Below are 26703 nucleotides of genomic sequence, written 5' to 3' on the forward strand. Positions count from 1 at the left end.
AAAATTCTTGAGAAAAGATTTGATAAGTTAATTTGGTTTTTAAAGCACTTGTCATTTCATATTTTATTCTCTACTATGTATTTGCTAATTCATTATGGTCAAATTGCTTGTGAAGGTTGTATATACATAATTGGCCTAGTGACTGAGAATCCCCGATTTCAATTTTGTTAATGCCACTCATAGGTCTTTCTAAAATAAAACTGCAAATGAGGTCTTTATTAGCTAACCCATTTATCTAAATAATCTTGACTGTTTTCAAATACAGGGTTTTCTCCCTTTTTTTTTATTATCCGGTTGCATCTTTTAACACTCCAAGTTTATAGTGTTACCTAATGAAGTGTTCGATGTCTTCACTATTATCATGCCTATTTTCCAATTTTTAATACTTTTAGAGAATAAATACTTTTCATGATACCCTGCACAGAACAACCTTACTGACGCTCATTGCTTTAACTGCTTTCGAGATGCGACCGTATAGCAGGAATAGTAATGTTCCCGAACTTGTATGTTCAGAAAAATTAATAGAAAAGAGAGCGTCCCTTTGTATTACGGAACGCTCTCTTTTTAATATTTTTGCGAGTAAATCCTGCTAATTCACGAGTAAATACATAAAATTCACGAGTAAACACATAAAATTCACGAGTAAGCTTTAATTTGACTGGTAATCTTCAATTAATTATTGATATTCGTAATTCTGCCTTCTATACCTGCCGTGATCTTTCCACCTTTAAAGGTATCTTTCACATAGTTAACGAAAGCTTCTAGATCAGCATGTCCAAACACACGCTCTTTTCCTATTAAAACGGTATAATTATCGCCACCGCTTGCCATGAAGTCATTGACGGTCACTGTGTAAGTTTCTGTATCCTCAATTGGCGTTCCATCAGCTTTCTTTAATAAAGTGACACGTTCCGTTACAGGTTTACTGAAATCGGCCGTATAGCTCAATCCTGAGATTTGTAACGTTTTCGGAGAGCCTTCAACAATCCATTGCTGTTGAAGCAATGTTTTCACTTCAGCCCCAGTTAGTTCAAGTCGGACCAACACATTTCCGAACGGCTGGATTTTCGCTAAATCAGAAAAGGTAACTTCTCCTTTGGGAATATCTGCGCGAATTCCACCTGGATTCATGAAGGCAAAATCAGATTTCAAATCGGCCTTCATGGAGTCCGCAATTAAATTCCCAAGACCAGTTTCTTGTGTATAGGCATTGGCTCTTAACATTTTCTCCTCCGTTGTCCCTAGTGGGGTTTTCAATTCAGGGAACATGTCTAGATAACCGTTAATAAATTTAGTCGTCCCAGCATCTGGTGTGATGCCATCTTGTGTAACTGTAACAATTTCGGCTGACTTTTTAACAATATCCTTTGTGTTTGGATCGATTTCCAAATCAACATCTTCAAAAGCCGTTCCATAAGAATAAGCTTGTACAATCAATTTATTATCTACAAAGTTATTGACCCTTGCATGATTATCTCCAGCTAAAATTACATCGACTTCATCATCTACCGCTTTGGCAAGATCAGCTACTTCACCAGTAATGACACCGTCTTTTTCAGTACCTGGGTCATGTGAGATGACGACAATTGATTTTACACCTTTTTTCTTCAACTCATTAACAGCCTTATTTACGGCAGGTGCCTGTTCTATAAATTCCACATTCTTAATGCCATCCGGACTGACTTTTTGAGGTGTGGCATTCGTGACTACACCTATGAAACCAATATCAACCCCGCCGACCTTTTTTATGACGTAAGGGTCCAAAATAGGTTTTTTCGTGTCTTTATATACGACATTGGCAACCACATACGGAAAGTTCAATTTATCAAATACTACATCCGATGTAGGCGACTTTCCGCCATTGATTTGAGCCATCAGGGTTTCTACCCCTTTATCGAACTCATGGTTCCCGACAGTTCCTACATCAAATTTCATATTATTTAAAAACTGAAGCGTCGGTTTGTCCTGGACCAAAGAGGAAACAGGAGCACTTGCCCCTACTGCATCCCCAGCCGATAGTAAAAGTGTATTTTCAGGGTTTTCAGCTTTACGCTGCTTTAAGTGAGCCGCTAAATAATCAGCGCGTCCTTGTTTGACCCCACTAAATTCAGAAGTAGTATCCAACTGGCCATGAAGATCATTGATTCCGAGCAATTGCACTTTAATGTTTTCTTTCCCCAGATTGAATTTGTAAATACCAAAGCCTTTATCATCTTTTTTACCTGTATAAGAAATCGGGCTATCTTCATTTAAATATTCCGCACCCTTTGGTGATGAGGTGAAAGTAACATTCACCTTGCCTGAAATCGGGGCAATCGACCAGTTATTATCAGCGGTTGGATTGATCTCCTTCTCTTGTGTAATGTAATCCATCAAGATCTGGCGATTTTCATCCGCAGAGTCAACTACGTATTCGCTTCCCTTGACTCCCGGGAAGTTCCCACCGCCCGAAGCACGGTAATTATTCGTCACGACGATGAAATCCTGATTAGGATTGACTGTTTCACCATTATATTCTAAATTGGTAATCCTGCTTGAATCTGACACTTTTATTCCTTTTTCATCATAACGCGGAGCCTTAGTGACATCGATTTGATACGTAACACCGTCAATCACATCAAAATTATAGACGGCAAACTTTCCATTAAGCAATTCCTGTTCCTCAGTCTTAGCCGGATCAATTGTATTATATTTCCCCGCAGACATTTCAAGCCATTCTTTTACTACGGAACCTTTGATTTTGATCGCTTTCAAGGTATTATCGTATAAATATAAGTCGCCGGCGCTGCGAATTGTCAAACCACCTTTTTTTATTTCGGTGAATTCTTCGACTCCATTTCGTCCTGCTTTGAAAGGAGCTCCTACAGAGAGAATAGGCAAGTCTTTGTATTCAGGTCGGTTGCTTTGGATGTATTTTTCTACATACCACTTCTGTGCGCTTGTCACGACTTGTACAGAAGGATCATCTTGCACAAGGGCGAAGTAACTATGAATTGGAGCTGTAGTCGTTCCAATTGGTGTGTTAACATACTTGATGGTTCCTTCATGATCCTTTTTCACTGCTTTAACAACAGCCGCATCTTCAGCTGCTTTTTTCCCTGTTATTTTGTCGTTGATTGCTCGTGTTGATGAATCTGAGTTAACGACTTTCCATTTCCCCTTGATATTCTGGATATCAAGATCGATAATCCCTAGATTACTACCGCCATATCCTGCTTGAACGGCCGGTACACCATTAATTGTACCCTTTTTATTATCCACACCTTTAAGAACTTTTCCTTGGCTATCTTTAAATAAGCTGTCTAAAGAAGCTTCATCTTGTGCCGGAAAGACTTTATGTGTATGGGAGAACGTGATGGCATCAATATCAGACACTTTACTTAATGAATAAATGACATCCTCGGTGTTCTTTGTGTCGCCATTAAAACCAGAATGTGTAAGCGCCACGATGACATCTGCGCCCTTCTTCTTCATTTCAGGTACATATTTTTTTGCTGTTGTGACGATTTCTTTTGTAACGACCTTACCATCAAGGTTCGTTTTATCCCAATCCATGATTTGTGGCGGAGCAAATCCGATGTATCCTACTTTTACGGATTTTTCAGCTCCATTAATATCTTTTACTTTCTTGGTGACAATTTTATAAGGGGTATATTTATTTTTGTCGTTTTTTGGATTTTTATCTTTATCCTTTTTATAAATATTTGCATTTACATAAGAGAAGTTCGCATCGTTGATGACTTCATCTAAATAGGACAACCCATAGTTGAATTCGTGATTGCCAAATGTAGCTACATCATAATTAAGCAAATTCATTGCTTTATAGACAGGATGGACTTCGCCTTTCTTCAGTGGAACTACCTTCGCTTTGTATGTACCAAGCGGTGTACCTTGAATAAGGTCTCCATTATCTACTAAAACACTATTTTTCACTTCTTTTCTCGCCTGCTTGATTAAAGTTGCTGTGCGTGAAAAGCCGACTGAATCTGATACAGCATCTTTATAATAATCATAGCTTACTAGATTTGTGTGTATATCTGTCGTTTCCATAATCCTTAGTTCAAACGGGGCATCGGAAACGGAGGTTGCTAGGCTGGTGCCAAAATTGCTCGTATTGCCGTTATACTTGGAGACTACGGATATCTTAATCCAATAACCTGATTTGTACGTGTTGAAGTATGCGGAAAATTTCTGGGCTGATTTAATATCCGTCTCAACAGCTGACTGTGAAACGACCTTCTTTCCATTCATTAGCTGGAAGACAACAGTTTCCTTCCCCGTATTTCCTTTTTTCGGTGTGACCGTTACTGTAGCTTTTGCCCCATTTGTATAATTAACAGTAGGAGATGAGATGACAAACGGTTTAGTCGTGACAGGTTTCTTGGCAGCCTCTTTGGCGGATGTCTCCATCGGTACGGTAAATGGAGCCGTAATTAAACTCACAGCAAGAACCGGGGCTAGTATTTTTTTTACATTGGACTTAAACGACATACTTCACAACCCTTCTATATTTTTTGTAAAATTCTAGAATAATATAACATGATTTTGTCGAAAAAGTGTCATAATTTACCTCAATATTAAGAAACTATAATAAAAAGTACTATTTTGGCTAATTTATTTAAAACCCGTAACGCTATTGACTTTCAAATATATGTAACTATTAATAAATTTTATCGAATCATGGTAGGCAATCTCCCTTTAATACATGCAAAGAGGCTGACTCATTCATATGAGCCAGCCTACTAATTATAGATTAACTTGTAGTTTCTTCTTTCTCTGCCGCTCGATAATCCGCTTACTAAAAGCAGGACTAATGTGTTTAAAAAAAATAAGTTTATTCCCGACTTTTCAATCCGTAATCCTCCATTATGAAAAAACGATAGGAATTAAATATCTAAAAAGCCGGTAAAGCAGGTTCCTTTACCGGTTTTCTTTCATGCTTAAATAAGAACTTACAAAACTCGATCAATCACACTGGCAGATACCGGTTTGATTCCGATTTCCCTCGACCAGATAGACAGCTGGCCAATATGATGAATTTCATGGGCAATCAGATGGCGTAATATCCTGCCTATTTCATATGTCCCCTCCATCCAAGAAGGCTCAACTATATCATTCTCCCAATCAGGTGAATACGAGGACAAAAAATCTTTCACTTCAGAATGATAACGTTCCGATAAGCCTTTTACCTTCTCGATTGTATTGTAAGAATCCATATCAATCTCGATATCTGGCTTCCCTTGAATCGTCCGGATCCAACTGTATTCAACATCAATAATATGAACGAGTGTTTTTAAGATAGTGCCCATCCCACCACTCCGCTGCCGTAAAAGTTCAGCACTCGATACAGTCTGGCACCACTCAAACCACTCTCTTCTCACCTGCCAGTTATAGGTGAATAACGTTAGCATCCTATTCCCCCCTTATGTACTTTCACCCAAACATCATCTTGCGAATTCCTTAATGCTTTTTGTTTCTTTTTATTTACTCAGTCAGATATCTCACTTAGTTTTAACTGACAGACCGTTTTTAAGTTGGACCATTGAATCCATTCATACAATTATGTCATTCAGCTTTCTAACTTTTTATACTGATAATAATCCTGGCGTTGAACGGTTTTGAATCCGCAAGATTCATAAAGTCTTAAAGCATGATCATTGGTTGCTTCTACTTCAAGAAAAATATCATACCCAAGTTGCCGTTGTTCAGCTACAATCTTTTTCAGCACCTTTCTGCCAAGCCCTTTTCCCTGGTATTCCGGAAAAATTGAAAATCCATAAATCCATGCTTCTCCGCCCGAATGATCAACACGGATTTTACCGACCGCTCGACCATCTTTTTCAATCATCATTGTTTTCAAAGTATCCTCGTATTGAACACGTTGATAATAATCTCGCGCTTCTTTTTCCGAAAACTTAAAACAATGAACATCCAGCTGAATTTCCGTTTCCGCATCATCTCTGTTTGAAGGACGAACGACCACATCCTCATAATTATCCAGCTCCATGTTTGACCATTTCATTTGATACTCAGAAAAAGAAAACTCACATGGCAGTTGCTTCATAAACCCCTGCCCTGAATGAGACTGGGCAGGGGTATTCAGGATAATTAGCTTATAATCCCGCTGCAAAGCAGTCCTTAAAGCTTCGTCCATTAAATCTGTAAAAATCCCTTGCCTCCGGAAGTCTGGATGAACCATCCCACACATCTCTACTTTATTCCCGAAATCATAAAGACCAAGAAAACCGACAAGTTTGACTCCCACGTAATGAAAGAAATCATTCTTCATTACACCATTTCGGCTGCGAAGTGTCTCCCAATTTAGCTTTAAAGTAAAATCTTCCTGTTCACATCTCTGTTGTAGACTCTCGATATCATCGAACTGTTTTTTGTTCAAAATTGTCACCCCTTTTCCATAATATCAGTTTATTACCAAAAAATAAGAAAAGCAGCACCCTTTATTGGGATGCTGCAAGCTTTCTATAAGTTTATTTATTAAAGTTGTTTTTTTAAAAGTATTTTCACTTTAACCTATAAAACTAAAATCGTATGAGAGGAGGATTCCCTACCTAATTCTATTGTCGGATGAATTATAGTAGTAAAATGATTCAATTTGACGATTATTTATCACCCATTTTATGGTATATTCCAAATAATGGAGTATCATTATCCCTATCCGAATCAAAAGGAGGAATTTAATGGACTCACTTTCCATCGTCCCGAATTCTTTATACCCGAATTTCGGATCCTCTTTTGTATAGAATCCGAAATTCGGTTTTCACTACCTAGCGACGTAACGTCCTGAGGTTATCGTTTCGTTTTATGAGCGGACTTTTTTAAGTTCTCGACGTCCGTTGTCAGTTCTTTTAATTTTTTACCGAAGCGGAAGAGCAAAAACATAGAAACGACGAATGGATAGCCAAAATCGCTAACTAATGACACCCACATAGTAGCATCCTCAATCATCATCCTCTTCACCCCTTTTCTTGTATCTGATATCTAAAGTGAAACTTGTTTCAGAAAATCAATCTAGCACTATTGATTTATGGTAAAAAGAACGAATGTTCGTATATAATTGATTTATTCCCCTTGTCTATCACTTTAATAATTAAAGGAGGGATAGCAATGAACAAGTTAACTTCTCATTTTTTTTCTCATTCATTAGAATTTTTACAACAGCATTATTCGTCATTCTTCGAACAGCCAATCATTCAATTATTTTTACAGAATCCAGAGCATTTAAAGATTTTCACTGATACTTTAGATTCCCCTTCTACACACAACATTGGTCATCTCAACGAGACCTTTAAAATTTTCTATTATCGGGCAAGAGTATACAAATACATGTGCTCTTTAATTTACTTCTTCTCAGTTGATTTTGATAAAAGAGCACGAAAACAACGGGAACGCTATCGAATGGTACTTGATGCGACACCGAAGGATAACGGAAGAATGATTGACCGAATTGGCAACTTGGATGGACGACTTGAAAAGATGGGGGAAACCGATGAACTATCCTCCCACATTAGTGATGAAAAATTGATAGAAGCCTTGAAAAATTTAACAACCAAGCAAAACCTGGTACTGACCATGGCCTTTACCTATGGACTATCCAACAAAGAAATTGCGGCTTATTTTCATGAGTCACCTCAGAATATTTCAAGCATCCGTAAACAAGCTCTCAAAAAACTGCAGAAGTACTATATGAATGATGTTTATGATAGGAAGGAGAATAGGTATTGTGGATAAAAAACTCTCAAAAGAAGAATTAATTGACCTAATTGATTCTTTGAATCCTAAAATAAAAAAATCATTAAAAAACACACATTATCAAGATAGAAATGACCTAGAGCAAGAGATCAAACTCAAAATCATTGAATCATACGAAAAAATAGCCGCTATCGAAGCACCAAATTTCGAAGAGTTCCTTGCAGAATTCTTAACTAAACAAAAACGTTAAAAGAGCACCAAGTTCAGCTCATGCTGGACTTGGTACTCTTTTTTTACCGCTGCCATGTATTGTGTCAATTAAGCACTTAATCGCATCACTCCAGTATCATTAAAAGCCTTACTTCTATCAAAGCAAGTAAGGTTACGCTAATTCTTATGGGTTTAATATCAGTTTATCGCCTTTTGGATGATCTAATACGGTTTTATGATAGGTTCCCTCAGTCCAATCATCAAGCTGATCGTGGTACCATTTGCTTTTAACGTTACCTGATTGACCCGGACCAACGAGATGGTAGCCTTGATTCATATCAGATAGATCGATGACAAAGCGCCATGAGCCTCCATGATTGACGGTTCCATCATCTAGAAATGCTGCTGCCTGTACGGTGACACTGCTGCCGCCGACTGGAATTCCACCGTCGTTGTTAAACAAATAATTCAACGGAGCGACACTCGATAGAGGATGGTTAAAGCGGACTTGGTGATAATCCCCCCACTCCCAATCAGCTATGTCGTTACCCTGTGATTTCTCCAGATCCTTCAATGTCTGTTGTAATGACTTTGCGAGTACTTGCTCAAGTCCGCCAGCTTCTTCTATCCAAGGACCTGGCTTCCCGTCCAGTGCCCGCCGCAGCAGTTCATCAATGGCGGATCGCCTTCCATTAAAGAGGTTGAGAGTTTCCTCAGGTATTTCATCCATTAGCAGAACTTCCCCTATCTTTTTCATCCAGACATTAAAAATCATCGGCGCTGCTGCATCTATAGAATCAATGTTATTCCATTTCTTCAGAATTCTTATAGCTTGGTCTTCCTGTTTACCAGATGAGCCTTTCAACACCCCTAAAAATTGAGGGACAAACTCCTTAGCCTGTAGGTTTAACTGATCCATCTGCAGACTTTGCATATCCTCGGTGGTGAGTTTTTTATTAGCATGTAAAAACTCCTGGATCCTCATCTGACGGTATGGCTGCGCCCAGTTATTGCTGATATGGTAAGGATAATCATCGGATATAACCTTATTATTTGCTGTCGAAATAAATCCTGATTCTGGATTGATCGTTTTTGGGAGTTCATCGAACGGGATATAGCCTTTCCATTCATATTCATCGGTCCAGCCAGGGACAGGTAACATACTATCCCCTTTTTTCCGAATTGGGATTTTCCCGTTCGCCTTATAAGCAATAGTCCCATCGACCGAAGCAAAGACAAAATTCTGTGCCGGCGTTTCAAATTTCAAGAGAGCTTTTTCGAATTCTTTCCAGTCTTTCGCTTTATTCATATTCAATACCGCTTCCAGCTCGGCAGATGGATCAAGTGCTGTCCACCTTAACGCAAGTACAGTATCTTTTCCACTTTTACCAGCAAACTCAGAGACAACCGGCCCATGGCGGGTAACCGTCACTTTATAATCGAGCGTCTTACCGTCCTTCACCTTGATCGGTTCGTCCATGATATCAGCTTTTTCCCAATCATCTTTGTAAGCAAACTCATTCTCGTTTGCCGGATTTCTCTTTTCGATATACAGGTCCTGAACATCCGGCCCCGTATTGGTCACACCCCAGGCAATCTTTTCATTATGACCAAGAATGATTCCCGGAATCCCGGCAAAAATAACACCGCTCACATTGACAGTCGGAGCCTCCAGGTGCATTTGATACCAAACAGACGGGGTGGCTAAGCCTAGATGGGGATCATCCGCCAAAAGCGGCTGACCTGAATCTGTTTTCTTCCCCGAAACGACCCAATTATTGCTGCCGTTGAATTCATAAGGAATAACGGCCCCAGCAAAGCTTTTTTCAATATCAAGTTCGTCCTTGCTGATAATATAAGGAGCATCCTCAGGATAATTCGGGAATAAATCATACGCTTTTTCCTTTGAAAAAGTTTGCAGCAAATACTGTCTAAACGCTTGGTCTTCCCAATTCCCGCCCAAATCTAAGGCCATATATTTTCCTATAGTGAGAGAATCAACAGGTGTCCAGGGTTCTGGCTCATAGCCAAGTAAAGTGAACTCTACCGGCCATTTTCCGTTCTCCTTCAATTCATCGATATAAAGATTTACCCCTTCGGCAAACACATCCAAGGCTTCTTTCCCTTCACTTGTATACTCTGCATAGGAGGATTCAGCAGCCCGCCTCAACCCCAGCGTTCGAAAATATTTATCATTTTTAACTGTCTTCTCACCAATCACTTCACTTAATCTACCTGAAGCCTGGCGCCTGCTTAAATCCATTTGAAATAAACGATCTTGGGCCTGAATATACCCTTGTGCTAAATACAAATCATGATTATTTTCTGCCTTGATATGCGGTACCCCACTGGAATCCCTCACCACTGTAACCGGTTGCAAAAGACCGGATAGCAATATTTCACCCTTGGTTTCCGGCAGTGAGCGCGATAGAAATACGTTTGCTACAATCAAGATAGACAGCAAAAGTAAAATCAGAATTCCTAAACTCCATAGGACGCGTTTTCTCCACTTCCGTTTTGGTTTTTGCTGAGGTACGACAGCTTCCATTGCTACATCTCCCTTTCGCTTTAAAGCTCTCTTTCTTTCTACTTTAGTTATTCGCGTTTCTATCCATCTTTCCTACTACCTTCCTAATTTTCTCTATTTTCCCTGTTATCTATCAAATATGAAAAGGAATCAACCATCATGTCAATTGGTATCACGATTTTTTAATGAGGAAAAGGAAATTCTTTTTCACAGTGTCGAAAAAGTCGCCCTGGGAATAAACAATAAAAAAACACACCGAAACAGAGTATCGGCGTGTTCAACATTATTTTGTAAGATATTCAATCGCATTGTCTACATCATCCGTATAATAAAGGGCCTTGTCAAAGTCGTGGGCCGCCTTTGTCTCTGCAACCATGTATTCAATCGGGGTTAGAAGACCAAAAAGCCTCTTCCATTTATGGTTTTTCTCCAAAAGCTTCCTTTCTCTTTTTATATCCACTGATTTGAATTCATTAATAATAAAACAAGGATCAGAAAATGTCGGGTACCGAAATCGTTCGTTCAAGGTTTGCAGTTTTTCTTCATCCCACTCTACCCTGACCAAATCCGATATGATTACTACATTTTCGACCGAATCGTGAATGCGTTTTATTAAAGCATCATATTCTTCATCTTGTAGCCCATGATCCGTCATGATTCCTATACTGTACCACTTTTTATTTGGATCCAGTTCATCCCTTTTCTTAAAAAGCACTATTTATCCACCGTCCCTTTATTTTACATTCAGCTCTTGTTTTTGCGCTTTACTATATCCAATTTTTATTTTAACGCTTGCGCCCTGCTGCACTTCCAGTAGTACCCAACTCTCTTTGAATGTCCAATTATAAGGAAGAGAGGCAAGCACATGTAATCCGGCCATTTCATCTGGCCGATAAACTTCTATCCCCTTTGATCATTTACTAAATTCGTTTCATTTTTTACTATAACATGTTGAAATATTGCCATGATGATAAAAAAATTCATTTTCACTTCAATCAATACAGGTAAAGTAAACCTAATTAATGATGCAGCATACAGGAACGGTAAGCAAAGCCAGTCAGTTCTATACCTCTGTTTATGGAATTTTTTTAAGCAGTACCATAAAAAAAGATATCCTCATTTTAAAAGGATACCTTCATTTCACCGGTTGAAGAGCCAGCCCTCTTTGCTTAAAGATATAATCCAGAGCCTGTCCGAATGATAGGAAGGATTTTACCTGATTAGCAAAATCAAGTTGGACAATTTGCCGAACCACATCCGGAGTAAAACCGACAAACATCGTTTCCGTTCCCATCAGCGACAGTGCTCCTACCAATTGATCAAGCAGCAAGAACATATTATTTTCCTTCGTAAAGGTAATGCCAGAGAAATCCAAGATCAAAACTTCTGCATGTAAATCTGTACATTTTTGGAGAACCGTCGATTGCATGGACTCCATTCTCCAATCATCCATACGGCCGATTAACGGTACGAGAAGCACGTCTTTGAAAATGGTCTGGACAATTGGTGTTGCCAATTCTTCCATAACTTCTTGATTTTCTTTAATTTTCTGCAATGATTCATTCGCCGCTGTGGCTATTTCTTTATAATAATTCACATAACTTATACTCACGCAATGAATGAACTGATCCAAGATTGCATCAATTATAGAACTTGCCTTTAATAAAATTTCAATGGAATAGTAGCGATTGCTTACTTCTTCTTCAATAAAACTCCAGAAAAGATTACGAACCAGCTGTATTTCCTCAATATGTTTATCCAAAGGAATTCCCATATCCACGATTTGCTTTCCAATCTCCATACCCGTTTTTTTCATACTTTCCATTGCTTGAGCTTTTCCATGAATTAACGCATCTGCATGAATTTGAATAAGCTGAGCCCGTACCTCTTTACTGACTTCCAAATTAAAAGGAGACTCCTCTTCTTCAAACAACTCAATATGTTCCACTAAAATATATTTGAATTTTTCTATTTTCTCACCAATCAATTTTAGTTCTTCCATGTAGGCCTCCCACACAGGGCTTTTTTCACATTTTATCAAATTATAATTGAAAAAAGAAATAATACCCTAAAATCACCAATATGATACAAGACGTTTACCTTAGTCTTCAAAAGGGTATTATGATATATGACATGGAGGGAATCCGATGAAAAAAAATCAACAAGACTATGAATCTGAAAACATGAGTGATTTAGTCGAACTCATAAATAGTAAAAACAATAAGCGTAGAATCTTAGATATACTTCAGCGCAATAAAAAGGACAAAAGTAAAAGTAAGAAAAAAAAATAAAAAACCCAGTCCATTATGGTCTGGGTTTTTAAATGGATTGGATAAAAAGCCAAACTTTAAACGTATGAATGATTGCATCTCATCCATTTCACCTTCTAATGTGCGTGGATGTTCAGCAAAAGCACTAATCTCTTCAATGGCCGCCGATTGTTCCCCTGTAGCAGTAAAAGCGTTTCGTGTCGCTGCTTCTTCCACAATTTTTTCGAAATTGGTTCGAAATTCATCTAAGTAAAAAAAGCTGATTTTGTTATTTAAACAAAATCAGCTTTACCGTTATTTTATGTATTCTGTGTGATTGACGAGGACTACCTTTTTCTTCGAATTTCCTTTACTTGTTTCCCATCAGAAGTAATATAGACTGTTTCATCAATTTTGTATGTTAAATAACGGTCACAATCAATTTCCAACGTTTTCCCATTGTTGAATTTCATTGCGCAATTGGATCCCTCTTCGGTTTCCGTCACATCAATGACTTCGTTCGTCTTAAAACCGACCGCCTTGCCATCGGAAAAATGTGGGTAGTATTTTTCTACAATCTCTACCTTTTCCAAACGACTTGGACTTGTTAAGTATACAACGAATAATATAATTAAAACGGCTACTAAGCCAATGAGAATTACAACTTTTTGTTTCACTCTATCCACTAACCTCTTCTCTTATCAATCTATTATTCTTTATCCGTTTTCACTAGATTATATTCAGAAATTCGGCAAATATGATAGAAAAGATACTTTTATTGAGCGATTTTCACCTTTTCAACCATCATGGCACACACGGCAGCGAGAATGATTAGGATGGATACAGCTGAAATGACCCCGCTCCAGCCGAACTTCATCAGAAATAGTCCACCCGATGCCCCTACGACACTAGACCCTGCATAGTAAAACAAAAGGTATAAAGAGGAGGCTTGTGCCTTCTCACTTTTTTTAGCTAACCTTCCGACCCAACTGCTCGCAATTGAATGAGCTCCAAAAAACCCAAATGTAAAAAGTGCCAGACCCATTATTTTTAATAAAAGTGGGCCTAATAAGGTCAAAAGGGCACCCATTAACATGATGGCTATTCCGGAAAGTAGAACGAGCCTTCGACTAAATTGATCCGCCAGCTTTCCCATCCACGTTGAACTAAATGTCCCAACGAGATAGATAATAAAAATGAAACCAATCAATGTCTGTGATAAATGATACGGCGGTCCCATTAATGGTATACCTACAAAGTTATAAACAGTCACAAACGAGCCCATTAATAAAAATGCCATGCCGAATAAGAGTACTAGTCTAGTATTCCTTAAGTTGTTAATAAGTGAATTTTTAATTCTCGACAACGATATTTTATTGCGAACAGCATGCTGTGAAGGAGGAAGCATCCACCAAAAGGCTAGACTAATAATCAAACTCAAAGCCCCAAGACTACCTATCGCTATATTCCATGAGAAGTGATCAGTCAGCACTCCTACAATGAGCCTGCCCGCCAGTCCGCCGATACTCGAACCGCTCACGTAAATTCCCATCACATAGCCCAGACTTTTCGGATGAAATTCTTCACTGATATAGGCCATTGCTATCGCGGGGAAACCTGCAAGCACCGCTCCTTGAACCGCTCTGATTGCGATCAAGATGTATAGGTCGTCTTGAATAAAGCTGACACATATAGATAACAATGCAGACAATGTGAGCGCTGTACCCATTATCTTTTTCCTATCGATATTTTCAGAGAAAAAGGAAACAAGCAATAAACAAATGGCAAGCGTCCCTGTAGCGAAAGATAGTGTCAGGCTTGCCACCGCTGGAGAGACTCCGAATTGTTTTGCGAATACCGGAATGACTGGTTGAGTACTATATAAATCGGCAAATGTTACAAAGCTTCCAAGAAATAAAGCCAAGATTGTCTTCCTGAATGATTTACCAGCAGGCTCAATATAATTCACTGTTGTTCAAACCTTTCAATATTAAACTTTCTCTTATGTTAATACTATCTGCCTGAGTTGTCTATTTCGCCATAAGTTGTTGAACGGAAAGATTTTAGATTCATAAAAAAAACCCTTCACCGCAAGAGCGAAGGGTTTTCTTAAATCATTAATTTGATTGCTTCTCATTCCGCTCATTTTTTGTAAGCAACCAGTATACCGGCATACCCACGATCACAATAATTACCGAGTAAAGAGCATCTAACGGTGTATCAATTAATGTGCTCACAACAATATAAACTGCACCAGCAATCGCTATAATAGGAACTAGCGGATAAAAAGGTACTTTATACGTTTTTGCATCCGGGTCTTTTTTGCGTAAGATGAAGACCGCAAAGAAGGCAAGCCCATAAAAACTAAAGACAGAGAATATTGCCATATTGGTAAGTTTGTCGGGATTTGTTACAACCATCATGATAATCGCTATGACCACTTGTAAAATGGTTGCATTAATAGGTGTTTTAAACTTGGGAGATATTTTACTGATTTGTTTATGACCAGGCATCATTTTATTATCCGCCATTGCTAGTGTTATACGCGGAAAGGTTAGAAGTTTCCCGTTCAAACAACCGAAAATTGAAACCAATATTCCGATCGCTATTAATTTTCCACCCAATTCTCCAAAAAGAAGTGTCGCCGCAACGTTTGCTGCATTTGTTCCATTAGCTATAATTCCCTCTGCACCCAATACATGAAGCATAGCAAGGTTTACAGCTAAGTAAGCAACCATGACCACAAGAATTCCCGTAATAATCGCTCGTGGCAAATTTTTCTGTGGATTTTTCATTTCGCCTGCCATGAAGCCGACATTCATCCAGCCGTCATATGCCCAAAGTGTAGCCAAAATGGCACCGGCCATACTGATTTTCATTGAACTTTCACTATCTATATTGAATACAGGCATCTCACCTTGTGCAATTCCGAATACTGCAATGAAAATAATCGGAATCAATTTACCAACCGTCGATAATGCTTGTATCATACCGCCGTATTTCGTCCCTAGCAGATTCATACCGGCTAAAAATACAATCGTTAGAATTCCTATAAACAATGTATAATCCGTAGAGATATTAAATAGCCCTACCACTAACAACCCAAAATATAAACTGAGTGCGCCCATAACTGCAGGACCATATACTAATGTTTGAACCCAGCCGCACAGAAATCCCCATACTTTTCCGTACACTTCCTCTAAATAGACATATAAACCACCCGTTTTAGGAATGCGTGTACTTACTTCAGCAATTGTCAATCCGCTAGCTAGTGTAATTAAACCACCAATCAACCAAGCTAATAAAGCCATTGTTGAATTACCACTTAACTCAAGCACGTCACCAGGCTTCATGAAAATACCAGAGCCGATAACTGTACCAACTACAATAGATGTTCCAACCCAAAAGCCAATCGTTTTCTTCAATTGGTCATTCCCCATGATGTCCTCCCGACGTGTACACATGTACTTATTTTATACTAAAATTATATCATAAAAATTATTCGGGAATAGTTTATGCAATAGTTGGAATATTACATCATCGTCTGAAACTGTTGGTATTCCTGCACTGAGAGCGTTTTATTAAAATTTATTTATTTTTTTCTAATTCTGAATTAGACACCTTAAAACCGAATATTTTTTTTACATTTAGGAATTAAACGACTATTTATCGGCTAATTGCGAATTAAAAATTTCTTTATTATAAAATCGTTCGCTATATTTAAGGGAAACTTTCTACATTATTTTAAAAAAATACAAAAAAACCACCCCTTATAAAAGGGATGGATGTGATATTCCTTAAGCATTAAGTTCGTATTACCAAAAAATAAACATAAGCACAACTGCCACGACAATCCGATAGATGGCAAAAGGAGTCAATTTAACTTTATTGATTAAAACCAAGAAAAAGCGGATACAGAATAACGCAAAAATAAATGCGCTGATAAAGCCTGCGATAAAAAATGGCAGAACTTCAGGTGTGAAAATATCCCAATATTTTATAATTTTCAACAAACTGGCACCAGCCATGATTGGAACTGCCATGATAAAAGTGAAATCAGAAGCTGCCCGGTAGCTCATACCTAATAGCACACCGCCTGATATCGTTGAACCTGAGCGGGAAAATCCCGGCCATAGGGACAAACATTGAATTAACCCGACCCCAAGGGCTTGTTTATAAGTAATTTGATCAACCGTTTCAGCAGTCATCTTTGGACGGAATTTATCAGCAGCAATCATCAATAATGCGCCCAAGATTAATCCAACGATAACCGTCTTCATCTTAAATAAGTTTTCATCAATATAATCTTCAAACAATAAACCTAATACGCCAGCCGGTAACAATCCGACGAGTATCTGCAATAGGTTGAGCTTTTGCCCTCCTGGAGCAGATGGGTTTTTCATTTTCCTTAAACCAAGCAAGTCCATGAATCGCCCCCAGAAGAGAACGACAACAGCAAGAATTGATCCAAGCTGGATTACAACTTTAAATGCATTGGCCACTTCACTTCCAAAAAGCTCATTCGATTTCAGCCATATGTCATCAACAATAATCATATGCCCTGTAGATGATACAGGAGCAAATTCAGTCAATCCTTCTACTAGTCCAAGGATAACCGCTACAAAGATTTCCCACATATTCATTATTTTCACCTCATAATTCGCACACCTATTTATGGAAATACCATTAGTATTGTACTAGTTGTTTAATATATTGTCTATTAAACATTGCTGAAAGAAATTTTGGGTACATGTATGATAGGTATAAAGATAAATTCTAAAAGGAGTGATGAACTTGAAAAACATCCAAATTTTCGCCCATAGAGGGTCCAAAGGAACACATCCTGAAAATACTATGGCCGCTTTTAAAGAGGCAGCACGAATCGGGGCTGAGGGAATTGAGTTTGACGTCCATCTTAGTTCAGATGGAGAAATGATCGTTATCCATGACGAAACACTTGACCGAACTACTTCTCTTTTAGGTTATGTAAAAGATTGTTCAGCACAAAAATTGAAAACAGCAGATGCTGGGAGCAAATTTTCTGAGGAATTCCAAGGAGAGCCGATTCCTTTTTTAAAAGAAATTTTCGACTGGGCTATAGATAATACAATGTTGATGAATATCGAAATCAAAACGGATAAGCTCCCATATGAAGGAATTGAACAGAAAATTGTTGATTTAATTCGTCAGTATCGATTGGAAAATCGGGTAATTCTGTCCTCCTTCAATCATCAATCAATTGAAAAGGTGAAAAAGCTAGCTCCTGAAATCGAGCGGGCCTTATTGTTTGAGGGACTGCCTGAGAACATCGAAGAAATCTTAAGCGCAAAAAAAGAAGCTGGGTTCCACCCTGATAGAAACAGCCTGACTGAAACTATTAATCACTATGCGAAGAAACTTGGATACAAAGTCCGGCCATGGGTCGCCAATAATAAAGCTGACATTATCAGGCTCGCTGAAATGGATGTCGATGTGATTATGACGGACTTTCCTGAAAAGGCAATCACGATCTTAAAAGCTTGGCAAACGAGCGATTAATATAATGCGAAAGAGAAGGAGGACGATGCTCCTTCTCTTCCTAATCCATTTTTATTCAGTTAATTAACGAGAATATCCGCCTAATTGTTGCTCAGCCATTTGCACTAAACGTTTTGTAATTTCTCCACCAACAGATCCGTTAGCACGAGCAGTAGTGTCGGCACCTAAGTTTACGCCAAATTCACTAGCGATTTCATTCTTCATTTGTTGTAGAGCTTGCTCTGCACCAGCTACTACTAGTTGATTGCTGCTATTGTTGTTTGCCATGTGTTTTTCACCTCCTACTAATATTAATTAGCATTTTAAGCTTAAATTATTATTGCCAATTTATTGAATTATTTTATCTTTACGTTCCCTTCATCCAAAGCTCTTTATCATGAATTTCTTTTTAGGCTCATAAACTGTTAGGAAACTTTCAGTAGGAGGGAAAAGAATTGCAAATTCATGTGGTTAGGCCAGGCCAGACGTTATTTGGCATCGCCCAGACGTATAGCGTAAGCGTTGACCGGCTCGTGGAAACAAATAAGATCCCTAACCCAAATAATCTTGTTACGGGGCAGGCCCTTGTCATTCCAATTGTCGGCAGTTATTATTTCGTGCAATCCGGCGATAGTTTATCTTCGATATCTAAAAAAGTTGGTGTCCCTGTTCAAGAATTGGCAAATATAAATGGTATTTCCGAAAACCAATCTTTATCCGTTGGATACCGTCTCTACATTCCTGCACGAAAGAAAAGGACAGCTGAATTTAATGGCTATGTCGAGCCGCGGGGCACGACCGTCGCACCGGCCCTTGAGACAGCTGCAAGGGAAGCTGCGCCCTATTTAACCTATTTAGCTCCTTTCAGCTTTCAGGCGCTTCGTGACGGCTCCTTAAAGGAGCCATTGCTCAACAACTTTCCTACCATTGCCAAAGAAAATAAAAATGTATTAATGATGGTAATCACGAATCAGGAAAATGACCAATTCAGCGATGAGCTCGGGCAAATCATCTTAACGAATACTTCCGTTCAGAATAAGTTTCTGAATAACATCGTTGCAACTGCGAAGAAATATGGTTTCCGGGATATCCACTTTGACTTTGAGTTTTTACGGCCGTCTGATAAAGAAGCCTATAATCAATTTCTCCGAAAAGCCAAGGAACGTTTCAAAAAAGAAGGATGGTTCATATCAACTGCGCTAGCTCCGAAAACAAGCGCAGAGCAAAAAGGACGCTGGTATGAAGCGCATGACTATAAAGCGCATGGTGAAATTGTCGACTTTGTTATCATCATGACATATGAATGGGGATATAGCGGCGGGCCCCCAATGGCTGTATCACCAATAGGACCTGTCCGCGATGTTCTCGAATATGCCATCACGGATATTCCAGCCAACAAAATCCTGATGGGGCAAAATCTATATGGCTATGATTGGACATTGCCCTTTGTGCAGGGTTCCATTGCCAAGGCCATCAGTCCACAGCAGGCCATCCAGATTGCAGCAACCAATAACGTATCAATCGAGTATGATGAAAAAGCGCAGGCTCCTCATTTTAGATATACAGACGTTGAGGATAAACAGCATGAGGTCTGGTTTGAAGATGCCCGATCTATTCAGGCAAAGTTTGATTTAATCAAAGAATTGAATCTAAGAGGTATGAGTTATTGGAAGCTCGGTCTAGCCTTCCCTCAAAACTGGCTTCTTATAAGCGATAACTTTAACGTACGAAGAAGGGTTTGAATCGCCAATCGTAAAACTTTCAGGAATATCGCGGAAAGTGCTTGCATATAATCTAACATCGAGCATAAAGTCCAGTTCCAGGATACGTGACTCATCTATAAAAGCCTTCCGTCGTTTAACGGAAGGCTTTTATCATTTTTCCTCCTTAATCGCCTGCTGAAGCTTAGGTTTTTAACCTTTTTGATATCAGTCTCGACAAAATCAAGGAATCCATCAAGAAATTTTTCAGTTTGCATTATGAAGCCTTGATCTAGAAGGTACTTTGGATCCAATGTCGACATATATAAATTAATTGGATACCTGTTCCATCCACATACACAATCGAATCATCCAGCTCGTTTCCTATCACTTAACCCTTTTTATTTACTATTATCAAAAAGCTTCATAATACCCAGGTTTTCACCCTCAGATTCTTCTATACTCCTTGTTACTATAATGACAATTTTTTTCATGAGAGGGACTCATTCAAAATTTGTCCAGCCAATCCTTATGAGCTATTCCTTTTTTGTCCATACTAAAAAAGGACAGCTAGGGGGTGTGAAAAATCATGATTCGAATCAATACATTCAATTCCGTCTTTCCAAGAATTCCGCGTTTTATTAGATTGCTTACTATCATCGCGCTATTTTTAATCTCATTTGGTATACTAATTCATCTAGTTGAACCACAGAATTTCCCTACCTTACTTGATGGTATCTGGTGGGCAATCGTGACTATGTCAACGGTAGGGTATGGAGATTATACTCCTATGACAAATATCGGAAAAATCATTGGGATAATCCTCATTTTGTCAGGTGCCGGCCTGGTCACTTCTTATTTTGCTCAAATTGCTAAAATGTCTATCTCCAATGAACGGCAATATCTAACAGGAAAAAAGGAGTTCTCTAGTGGAGGACATATTATCATCGTTGGCTGGAATGGTCGTTCTAAAAGAATAATCAGTGACATTCATGATAGTAAGCACCATCAAGCTATTGTCCTGATAGATGATACGTTACAAAAGCACCCGCTTCCCAGAACAAATATCCACTTTATACAAGGAAAAGCAACCTTAGATTCCGTTTTGAAACAAGCTAATATAAAACAAGCCATACGAGTTCTTATCACTGCTGATCTAAAGCAAAATGAACTTCAAACCGACATGTTCTCGATTTTAACGTTACTAGCGGTCAAAGGACTAAATCCGAATGTGTATTGTCTAGTAGAAATTTTAACGCAGGAACAAAAGGAAAATGCTTTACGAGCTGGAGCAGACGGTATCGTAGAAACAAATAAGTTTGCAAGTGAATATATGCAGGATTGTTTATGGAAAGGGATGGCAGGAGAGTTTGAAGAGAAAATAGAAAAGTGGAGTTTGAACATTAAACAGCTGCCCACTCATATCGAATGGACAGGTTTGTCGTTCAAAGAATTGAGCGTTAAGTTATTTGATAAAAACATTTTATTAGTCGGTATCATTTCAGGAGGCGAGACAATTATCAAGCCCCCTGCAGATATAATCATTCATCATAATGACACCCTACTAATCCTTGAAGATTAATGTATTAAAAGCTTTTCCAAATCATGGACTAGTGATTTTCCGTATGAGATATAGTTCTCCGGAAACTCCGCATCTGGATTTTCCGGTTCAGCAAACTGATTGAAGGAGGCTGCAATGTTACCTATATTTCCTTCATCGTCAGTACCATCCTCGTACTTATGAGATAACAAAAACGGTTGTAAAATTTCTACCATCACCCCATCCGTATCAAGAGACCCATCAACAGCCTTGAAAGGAATTCTTAAAAATTGATAACCATCACTGTCATCCATTTTATAATCAAAAGATCCATGGTCATAGTCCCAGCCTCCGCCTATCACATAGCCTTCTGGTTTTAACTTCGTCTCCAGATCAAATAAACCGAATGTTTTCCCTTCCAACTCAGAAGATATTTTAATCATTGTAAAAACCTCTTTCGCTAATTTTTTATTAGCATAACCAAAAAGGCTTTAAAAAAACCTGGGGACTACTACTATTCCTCCCTCGTTTGAGCATAGAGGAGATTAGCTTTGTCACTGATTTCCAAGCTATCCCCACTCTTTTTCGTAGTCTCTTCACCTTTATTGCTTCTTTTGTCTCGTCCATTTGCAATTGCTGTATTTGTTTCAATTTGCTGCATTTCTTGTTGCAGCTGCTGGACCTTCTGCTGCATTGCTTCAGCCATTTCATCCGATAGGTAAGCTTCCTGAATATCAGCCTAGAGCTCACTCCTCTGTTTCTCAAGCACTTTGATGGCACTTTCCGAGCTACCAGTAGCAGAACTTGTAGAACCTGGGTAACTGGAATATGTCGTCGATGATACTTACATCAATAATCCCTCACTTCTATTTTAATATTATGATGACCATTATCAGGGATGTATTTTAACTTCCCCTTGATTTACATTTACTAAAATTAGATAAAAACAAAAAAGGTATCAAGCTTGGACAGTGTAATCCAGCTTGATACCTTTTTTAATAAATGATTATAGGCGCTGTTCGAGCTCCTCTTTTTTCTTTTCATAACCTGGTTTACCTAGAAGGGCAAACATGTTCACCTTATACGCTTCCACTCCAGGCTGATCAAATGGATTGACTCCTAGTAGGTAACCGCTCATCGCACAAGCTTTCTCGAAGAAATATACGAGATAGCCAAATGTATACGCATCCAGCTGCGGCACCGATAAAATCAGATTTGGAACACCACCGTCTGTATGAGCTAACAGCGTACCTTCGAAAGCTTTATTATTGACAAATTGCACCGTTTCTCCCGCCAAATAATTCAAACCATCCAAGTCATTGTCCGCTTCCTCAATTAAAATTTCATGACGGGCTTTTTCCACTTTGATGACCGTTTCAAAAAGATCGCGGCGTCCTTCCTGAACATACTGTCCTAATGAATGCAGGTCAGTTGAAAAGTTGGCGGATGCAGGGAAAATTCCTTTTTGGTCTTTCCCTTCACTCTCTCCGAATAACTGCTTCCACCACTCGGAAAAGTACTGAAGTCCAGGCTCATAGTTTATCAGCATTTCAATAGTCTTACCTTTATTGTATAGAACGTTGCGGACCACTGCATATTGGTATGCCTGATTATCAGCTAGCTCAGAAGAACTGAAGTCCACTCTTGCATGTTCAGCACCCTCCATGATTTGGTCGATATCTGCACCGCTCACTGCAATTGGAAGCAACCCTACTGCTGTTAATACTGAATAACGGCCACCAACATCGTCAGGAATAACGAAGGTTTGGAAGCCCTCTTCAGTTGCTACCGTTTTTAAAGCGCCCTTTTCTTTATCAGTGGTCGCATAAATCCGGCCTTTCGCTTCTTCGACACCATATTTTTGTTCGAGCAGTTTCCGGAAAATTCGGAACGCAAGAGCAGGTTCAGTTGTCGTGCCCGATTTTGAAATTACATTGATGGAGAAATCCTTATCCGCCAATAAATCCATAACATCTTGCATATATGTAGAGCTGATATTGTTACCGACAAATATAATTTGTGGTGTATTTCTTTTGTCCGAAGGCAAAAGATTATAAAAACTATGTTGAAGCATCTCAATGGCAGCACGTGCCCCTAAGTAGGATCCGCCAATTCCGATAACCAATAACACATCTGAATCATCTTTTATTTTAGCGGCTGCTTTTTTAATCCTTGAGAATTCTTCCTTATCATAATTAGCAGGTAAATCAATCCAGCCAAGATACTCATTGCCCGCCCCTGTCTGTTCATGCAGAGAATGGTGTGCCACTTTTACAGCATCCTGTAAATAAGTCATTTCATGCTTTCCAAAAAACGGTAGAGCCTTTGAATAATCGAAATGTAAATGGGCCAAGCCAATTCCTCCTCTAATTTTAAGTTTCTCTTTCACTTTATCTGATGTATTAATCATAATCAAGAAATCGATAAAGTAAACATCAGATTATATCCTTGTTCAAGAATTTCTCCCACCTTTTGTGGTGGGAGAACTCAGCTTTATAACTCAAATTATAACGAAGCCCGTAAAATGGCAAGAACATCTTCGCGATTCAACACTTTAAATTGGCCAAAATCTCCTCTGCTCATGGCTTTATCGGCCATGATCTCTAACTGCGAGTCGTCGATACCATAATCCGCAAGACGTGTCGGCGCCCCTAAGCTGCTCCAAAATATACGAAGTCGTTCAATGCCCTCAAGCGCAGCTTCCTCATCCGTTTTACCTTTCGGATCTACATTAAATACGCGGACTGCAACCTGCTTGAAACGGTTGACATTTTCATGGAGCACATGTTTCATCCAATTTGGAAATAAGATAGCCAATCCTCCAGCATGGGGGATATCATATACCGCCGAAACTGCATGTTCAATATTATGTGTAGCCCAATCACCGTTGTAACCAACCCCTAGAGATCCGTTTAAGGCAAGTGTTCCCGCATATAATACCGTAGACCGGTGCTCATAATTCTCCAAGTCTTCCAATAGTTTTGGAGCCGTTTCGATGACCGTCAACAAGAGAGATTCACAAAAACGGTCCTGAAGAGGTGCATGGGTTTCTGGATGAAAATATGATTCAAACACATGTGACATCATATCAACCATTCCGTAGACCGTTTGATTTTTTGGAACCGAAAAAGTATTTACGGGATCTAAAATGGAGAATTGCGGATAAACTAAAGGACTTCCCCATCCGTATTTCTCTTTCGTTTCCCAATTTGTTATGACAGAACCTGGATTTGCTTCAGAACCAGTTGCGGCTATAGTCAGCACTGTTCCAAACGGAAGGGCTTCATTCACTGGTGCCTTTTTAATTACGAGATCCCATGGGTCTCCCTTATATTTCGCACCTGCAACAATGGCCTTTGTAGCGTCAATAACGCTTCCTCCGCCAACTGCAAGTACAAAGTCGATTTGATGCTCTTTACAAAGCTCCACACCTTTACGGACTGTAGAAATGCGTGGATTCGGTTCAACTCCGGCAAGTTCATGTACTTCCGCATTAATCTCCCCTAATGCTGTGATTACCTTATCATACAGACCATTTTTCTTTATACTTCCACCGCCGTATACAAGTAACACTTTATCACCAAAGTGTGGAATTTCTGTTTTTAGACTTTCAAGCTGATTTTTCCCAAAAATTAATTTAGTAGGATTTTTATAAGTGAAATTCTCCAATGCATTCTCTCCTTTTATGACACATTGTCCTCTTTTTCAGGCCACAATATCCACCTCTTGGGCAATGGTGAGTTTTTGCTTTTCTTCATTATGCCGAAAGTTCCATATAAATACAAAGTATCCGTTCGGAAGTTTTGTCCGTATGTATATTTGCATGGTGAAAAAGCATGATAAATAAAGAACTAACTTATTAAAAAAGGAGGCTGTACAATGAGTGGAATACAAAGAACTGCACTTGTTTTTACAATTATCGGTGCCGTGAATTGGGGATTAATCGGGTTTTTCCAATTCGATTTAGTTGCTGCTATCTTCGGCGGACAAGATGCTGCATTGGCTCGTATCGTTTATGGAATAGTAGGAATTGCCGGTCTTATTAACCTTGGTCTTCTCTTCAAACCAAGTCCTGAAGTTTCAAGAGAGCCTGAAGCTAAACCAACTCGTTGAAAGTCTTAAGTCTATAGATAATTTGTTTGTCCTATAAACAAAGCCGGTCCATGATAACCTCATGCCCCGGCTTTATTTTAATTAATACTTTTTTTCAATGCTTTCAAAGTCCTAATCAATTTCTGGCTTATCAATTACATTTCGGAGGTACAAATCGAATGATGTTTTCGCATTTTCTTACAGCTTAACAGAGTATATATATCCGGCTTCAATTCTTCTTCAATCACAAGCAAACATTTTCCACTTGACTTAATTTATCAGCAATAAAAACCAGTGGAATTCATCTCTATATTCCGTATTGGAGAGCGACATGGCTGTCGTCGTCCGACCATGAAAGTTCCCGATAGAAGCAATTATTTTCACCGTTCAAACAGAGATAACCCGCACTTTGGCGAGTTGATGGTTTGAGTATGAAGGGTCGAAATGCTATATGAAAATGCTAATAAGCACAAAAAAACCGACTGATCAAAGGATCTGTCGGTTAAAAAAATTATTTTTTGATTAGGTCTTCGCGTTGAGATTGCTCAATCCAAGCTTGAAGTTTGTCTTTCAAAGAGTTGAAGCCTTCAGTAGATTCGATGTGAGATGTTGCTTTAACAGATGCTTGGCGTTTTTTAGGAGCTTTTTTCGGAGCTTCAGTACGCTCAGGAGCTTCTTCTGTTGCGCGGATCGATAAGCCAATTTTTCCAGCAGCTGAATCGATTGAAAGCACTTTAACTTTTACTTCATCGCCCACTTTTAAATGTTCGTTAATATCTTTTACGAATCCGTGAGTAATTTCAGAAATATGAACTAAACCTTGAGTTGAATCATCTAGAGCAACAAATGCACCGTATGGTTGAATACCAGTTACTTTGCCAGTAACTACCGCACCAATTTCGAATTTTTCAGACATGGTAACACTCCTATTTTATATATATTTTTTCGTCTTTTCACGCAATAAAAAATTATATCACATAATTGGAAAATAATCAAAGTTAAGTATATCATACTTTTTGGGTTTTTACTCATTAAAAATGTTTGTTTTTTGGAAATACTTATTATTATAAGATTGTTATTTATAACTTAACCTAAAAATATGCAATTAAACATGATTTCCTTTAACATATTCACTTATTTTTCTAAAGATTGTAATTT

The 26703-nt window shown here is 38.7% G+C and carries 24 protein-coding genes; 7 read left to right on the top strand and 17 right to left on the bottom strand.

Annotated features, from left to right (window positions below; all coding sequences use genetic code 11):
- Positions 1 to 672 precede the first annotated feature (672 nt).
- From NST21_RS25330 to NST21_RS25345, 4 genes are all read right to left on the bottom strand, one after another.
- The gene (locus NST21_RS25330; RefSeq protein WP_340891994.1) at positions 673 to 4491 is read right to left on the bottom strand and encodes a bifunctional 2',3'-cyclic-nucleotide 2'-phosphodiesterase/3'-nucleotidase; all 3819 of its coding nucleotides are present in this window, start codon (positions 4489 to 4491) and stop codon (positions 673 to 675) included.
- Positions 4492 to 4952: 461 nt separating this feature from the next.
- Positions 4953 to 5411, bottom strand: a complete 459-nt coding sequence (locus tag NST21_RS25335) for a DinB family protein (RefSeq protein ID WP_340891995.1) — start codon at positions 5409 to 5411, stop codon at positions 4953 to 4955.
- Between the two features lie 158 nt (positions 5412 to 5569).
- Positions 5570 to 6406: a GNAT family N-acetyltransferase gene (locus NST21_RS25340; RefSeq protein ID WP_340891997.1), complete on the bottom strand. Its 837-nt coding sequence runs from the start codon at positions 6404 to 6406 to the stop codon at positions 5570 to 5572.
- Positions 6407 to 6807: 401 nt separating this feature from the next.
- On the bottom strand, positions 6808 to 6969 hold the full coding sequence (locus tag NST21_RS25345) for a YvrJ family protein (RefSeq protein WP_082527571.1): 162 nt from the start codon (positions 6967 to 6969) through the stop codon (positions 6808 to 6810).
- Between the two features lie 156 nt (positions 6970 to 7125).
- On the opposite strand from NST21_RS25345, the gene NST21_RS25350 reads away from it, so the two are divergent.
- Both NST21_RS25350 and NST21_RS25355 read left to right on the top strand, forming a co-directional pair.
- Positions 7126 to 7749, top strand: coding sequence for a sigma-70 family RNA polymerase sigma factor (locus NST21_RS25350; protein ID WP_340891998.1), 624 nt, complete (start codon positions 7126 to 7128; stop codon positions 7747 to 7749).
- Complete coding sequence (locus NST21_RS25355; RefSeq protein WP_053348771.1) at positions 7742 to 7960, top strand: hypothetical protein; 219 nt, start codon at positions 7742 to 7744, stop codon at positions 7958 to 7960. Before NST21_RS25350 ends, NST21_RS25355 begins: the two co-directional genes overlap by 8 nt.
- A gap of 144 nt (positions 7961 to 8104) precedes the next feature.
- Here NST21_RS25355 and NST21_RS25360 read toward each other — a convergent pair whose 3' ends face one another.
- The 3 genes from NST21_RS25360 to NST21_RS25370 form a co-directional block, all read right to left on the bottom strand.
- Positions 8105 to 10468, bottom strand: a complete 2364-nt coding sequence (locus NST21_RS25360; RefSeq protein WP_340891999.1) for a penicillin acylase family protein — start codon at positions 10466 to 10468, stop codon at positions 8105 to 8107.
- A gap of 262 nt (positions 10469 to 10730) precedes the next feature.
- Positions 10731 to 11162: a hypothetical protein gene (locus NST21_RS25365; RefSeq protein WP_340892000.1), complete on the bottom strand. Its 432-nt coding sequence runs from the start codon at positions 11160 to 11162 to the stop codon at positions 10731 to 10733.
- Between the two features lie 420 nt (positions 11163 to 11582).
- Positions 11583 to 12449 (bottom strand): STAS domain-containing protein, encoded by an 867-nt coding sequence (locus tag NST21_RS25370; protein ID WP_340892002.1) that lies wholly within the window; start codon positions 12447 to 12449, stop codon positions 11583 to 11585.
- 145 nt (positions 12450 to 12594) lie between these two features.
- On the opposite strand from NST21_RS25370, the gene NST21_RS25375 reads away from it, so the two are divergent.
- The gene (locus tag NST21_RS25375; RefSeq protein WP_201187137.1) at positions 12595 to 12738 is read left to right on the top strand and encodes a hypothetical protein; all 144 of its coding nucleotides are present in this window, start codon (positions 12595 to 12597) and stop codon (positions 12736 to 12738) included.
- 305 nt (positions 12739 to 13043) lie between these two features.
- Here the strand turns inward: NST21_RS25375 and NST21_RS25380 are convergent, their stop codons facing one another.
- The 4 genes from NST21_RS25380 to NST21_RS25395 all read right to left on the bottom strand — a co-directional run bounded on the left by NST21_RS25380 (position 13044) and on the right by NST21_RS25395 (position 17339).
- A complete protein-coding gene (locus NST21_RS25380) occupies positions 13044 to 13382 on the bottom strand; it encodes a hypothetical protein (RefSeq protein ID WP_201187138.1) in 339 nt (112 codons plus the stop codon).
- An 89-nt stretch (positions 13383 to 13471) separates the two neighbouring features.
- On the bottom strand, positions 13472 to 14665 hold the full coding sequence (locus NST21_RS25385; protein WP_201187139.1) for an MFS transporter: 1194 nt from the start codon (positions 14663 to 14665) through the stop codon (positions 13472 to 13474).
- A 148-nt stretch (positions 14666 to 14813) separates the two neighbouring features.
- Positions 14814 to 16136: an APC family permease gene (locus NST21_RS25390; RefSeq protein ID WP_053348765.1), complete on the bottom strand. Its 1323-nt coding sequence runs from the start codon at positions 16134 to 16136 to the stop codon at positions 14814 to 14816.
- A 375-nt stretch (positions 16137 to 16511) separates the two neighbouring features.
- Complete coding sequence (locus tag NST21_RS25395) at positions 16512 to 17339, bottom strand: undecaprenyl-diphosphate phosphatase (protein ID WP_274608138.1); 828 nt, start codon at positions 17337 to 17339, stop codon at positions 16512 to 16514.
- A gap of 151 nt (positions 17340 to 17490) precedes the next feature.
- On the opposite strand from NST21_RS25395, the gene NST21_RS25400 reads away from it, so the two are divergent.
- Positions 17491 to 18234 carry a glycerophosphodiester phosphodiesterase gene (locus tag NST21_RS25400; protein ID WP_340892006.1) on the top strand — a complete coding sequence of 248 codons (744 nt, stop codon included), beginning with the start codon at positions 17491 to 17493 and terminating at the stop codon, positions 18232 to 18234.
- A gap of 63 nt (positions 18235 to 18297) precedes the next feature.
- Here the strand turns inward: NST21_RS25400 and NST21_RS25405 are convergent, their stop codons facing one another.
- Entirely contained in the window at positions 18298 to 18501 is a 204-nt protein-coding gene (locus NST21_RS25405) for an alpha/beta-type small acid-soluble spore protein (protein ID WP_053348762.1), read from the bottom strand.
- 167 nt (positions 18502 to 18668) lie between these two features.
- Between NST21_RS25405 and NST21_RS25410 the strand changes: the two genes are divergently transcribed.
- Positions 18669 to 19955, top strand: a complete 1287-nt coding sequence (locus NST21_RS25410) for a glycoside hydrolase family 18 protein (RefSeq protein WP_328115912.1) — start codon at positions 18669 to 18671, stop codon at positions 19953 to 19955.
- Positions 19956 to 20502: 547 nt separating this feature from the next.
- On the top strand, positions 20503 to 21495 hold the full coding sequence (locus tag NST21_RS25415; RefSeq protein WP_340892007.1) for a potassium channel family protein: 993 nt from the start codon (positions 20503 to 20505) through the stop codon (positions 21493 to 21495).
- Here the strand turns inward: NST21_RS25415 and NST21_RS25420 are convergent.
- From NST21_RS25420 to NST21_RS25435, 4 genes are all read right to left on the bottom strand, one after another.
- Positions 21492 to 21896, bottom strand: a complete 405-nt coding sequence (locus NST21_RS25420) for a YugN-like family protein (protein ID WP_340892008.1) — start codon at positions 21894 to 21896, stop codon at positions 21492 to 21494. The genes NST21_RS25415 and NST21_RS25420 overlap by 4 nt on opposite strands.
- Positions 21897 to 21967: 71 nt before the next feature.
- Positions 21968 to 22159, bottom strand: a complete 192-nt coding sequence (locus NST21_RS25425) for a hypothetical protein (RefSeq protein ID WP_340892009.1) — start codon at positions 22157 to 22159, stop codon at positions 21968 to 21970.
- A 300-nt stretch (positions 22160 to 22459) separates the two neighbouring features.
- A complete protein-coding gene (locus NST21_RS25430) occupies positions 22460 to 23806 on the bottom strand; it encodes a glucose-6-phosphate isomerase (RefSeq protein WP_053348759.1) in 1347 nt (448 codons plus the stop codon).
- Between the two features lie 152 nt (positions 23807 to 23958).
- Positions 23959 to 25122 (bottom strand): iron-containing alcohol dehydrogenase, encoded by a 1164-nt coding sequence (locus tag NST21_RS25435; RefSeq protein WP_340892010.1) that lies wholly within the window; start codon positions 25120 to 25122, stop codon positions 23959 to 23961.
- Positions 25123 to 25332: 210 nt separating this feature from the next.
- Between NST21_RS25435 and NST21_RS25440 the strand changes: the two genes are divergently transcribed.
- Positions 25333 to 25566 (top strand): DUF378 domain-containing protein, encoded by a 234-nt coding sequence (locus NST21_RS25440; protein WP_340892012.1) that lies wholly within the window; start codon positions 25333 to 25335, stop codon positions 25564 to 25566.
- A gap of 490 nt (positions 25567 to 26056) precedes the next feature.
- Here NST21_RS25440 and yugI read toward each other — a convergent pair whose 3' ends face one another.
- Positions 26057 to 26461, bottom strand: a complete 405-nt coding sequence (gene yugI, locus NST21_RS25445) for a S1 domain-containing post-transcriptional regulator GSP13 (protein WP_201187152.1) — start codon at positions 26459 to 26461, stop codon at positions 26057 to 26059.
- Positions 26462 to 26703 lie beyond the last annotated feature (242 nt).

Source organism: Peribacillus sp. FSL K6-1552 (assembly GCF_038005205.1).
Taxonomy (GTDB): domain Bacteria; phylum Bacillota; class Bacilli; order Bacillales; family DSM-1321; genus Peribacillus; species Peribacillus butanolivorans.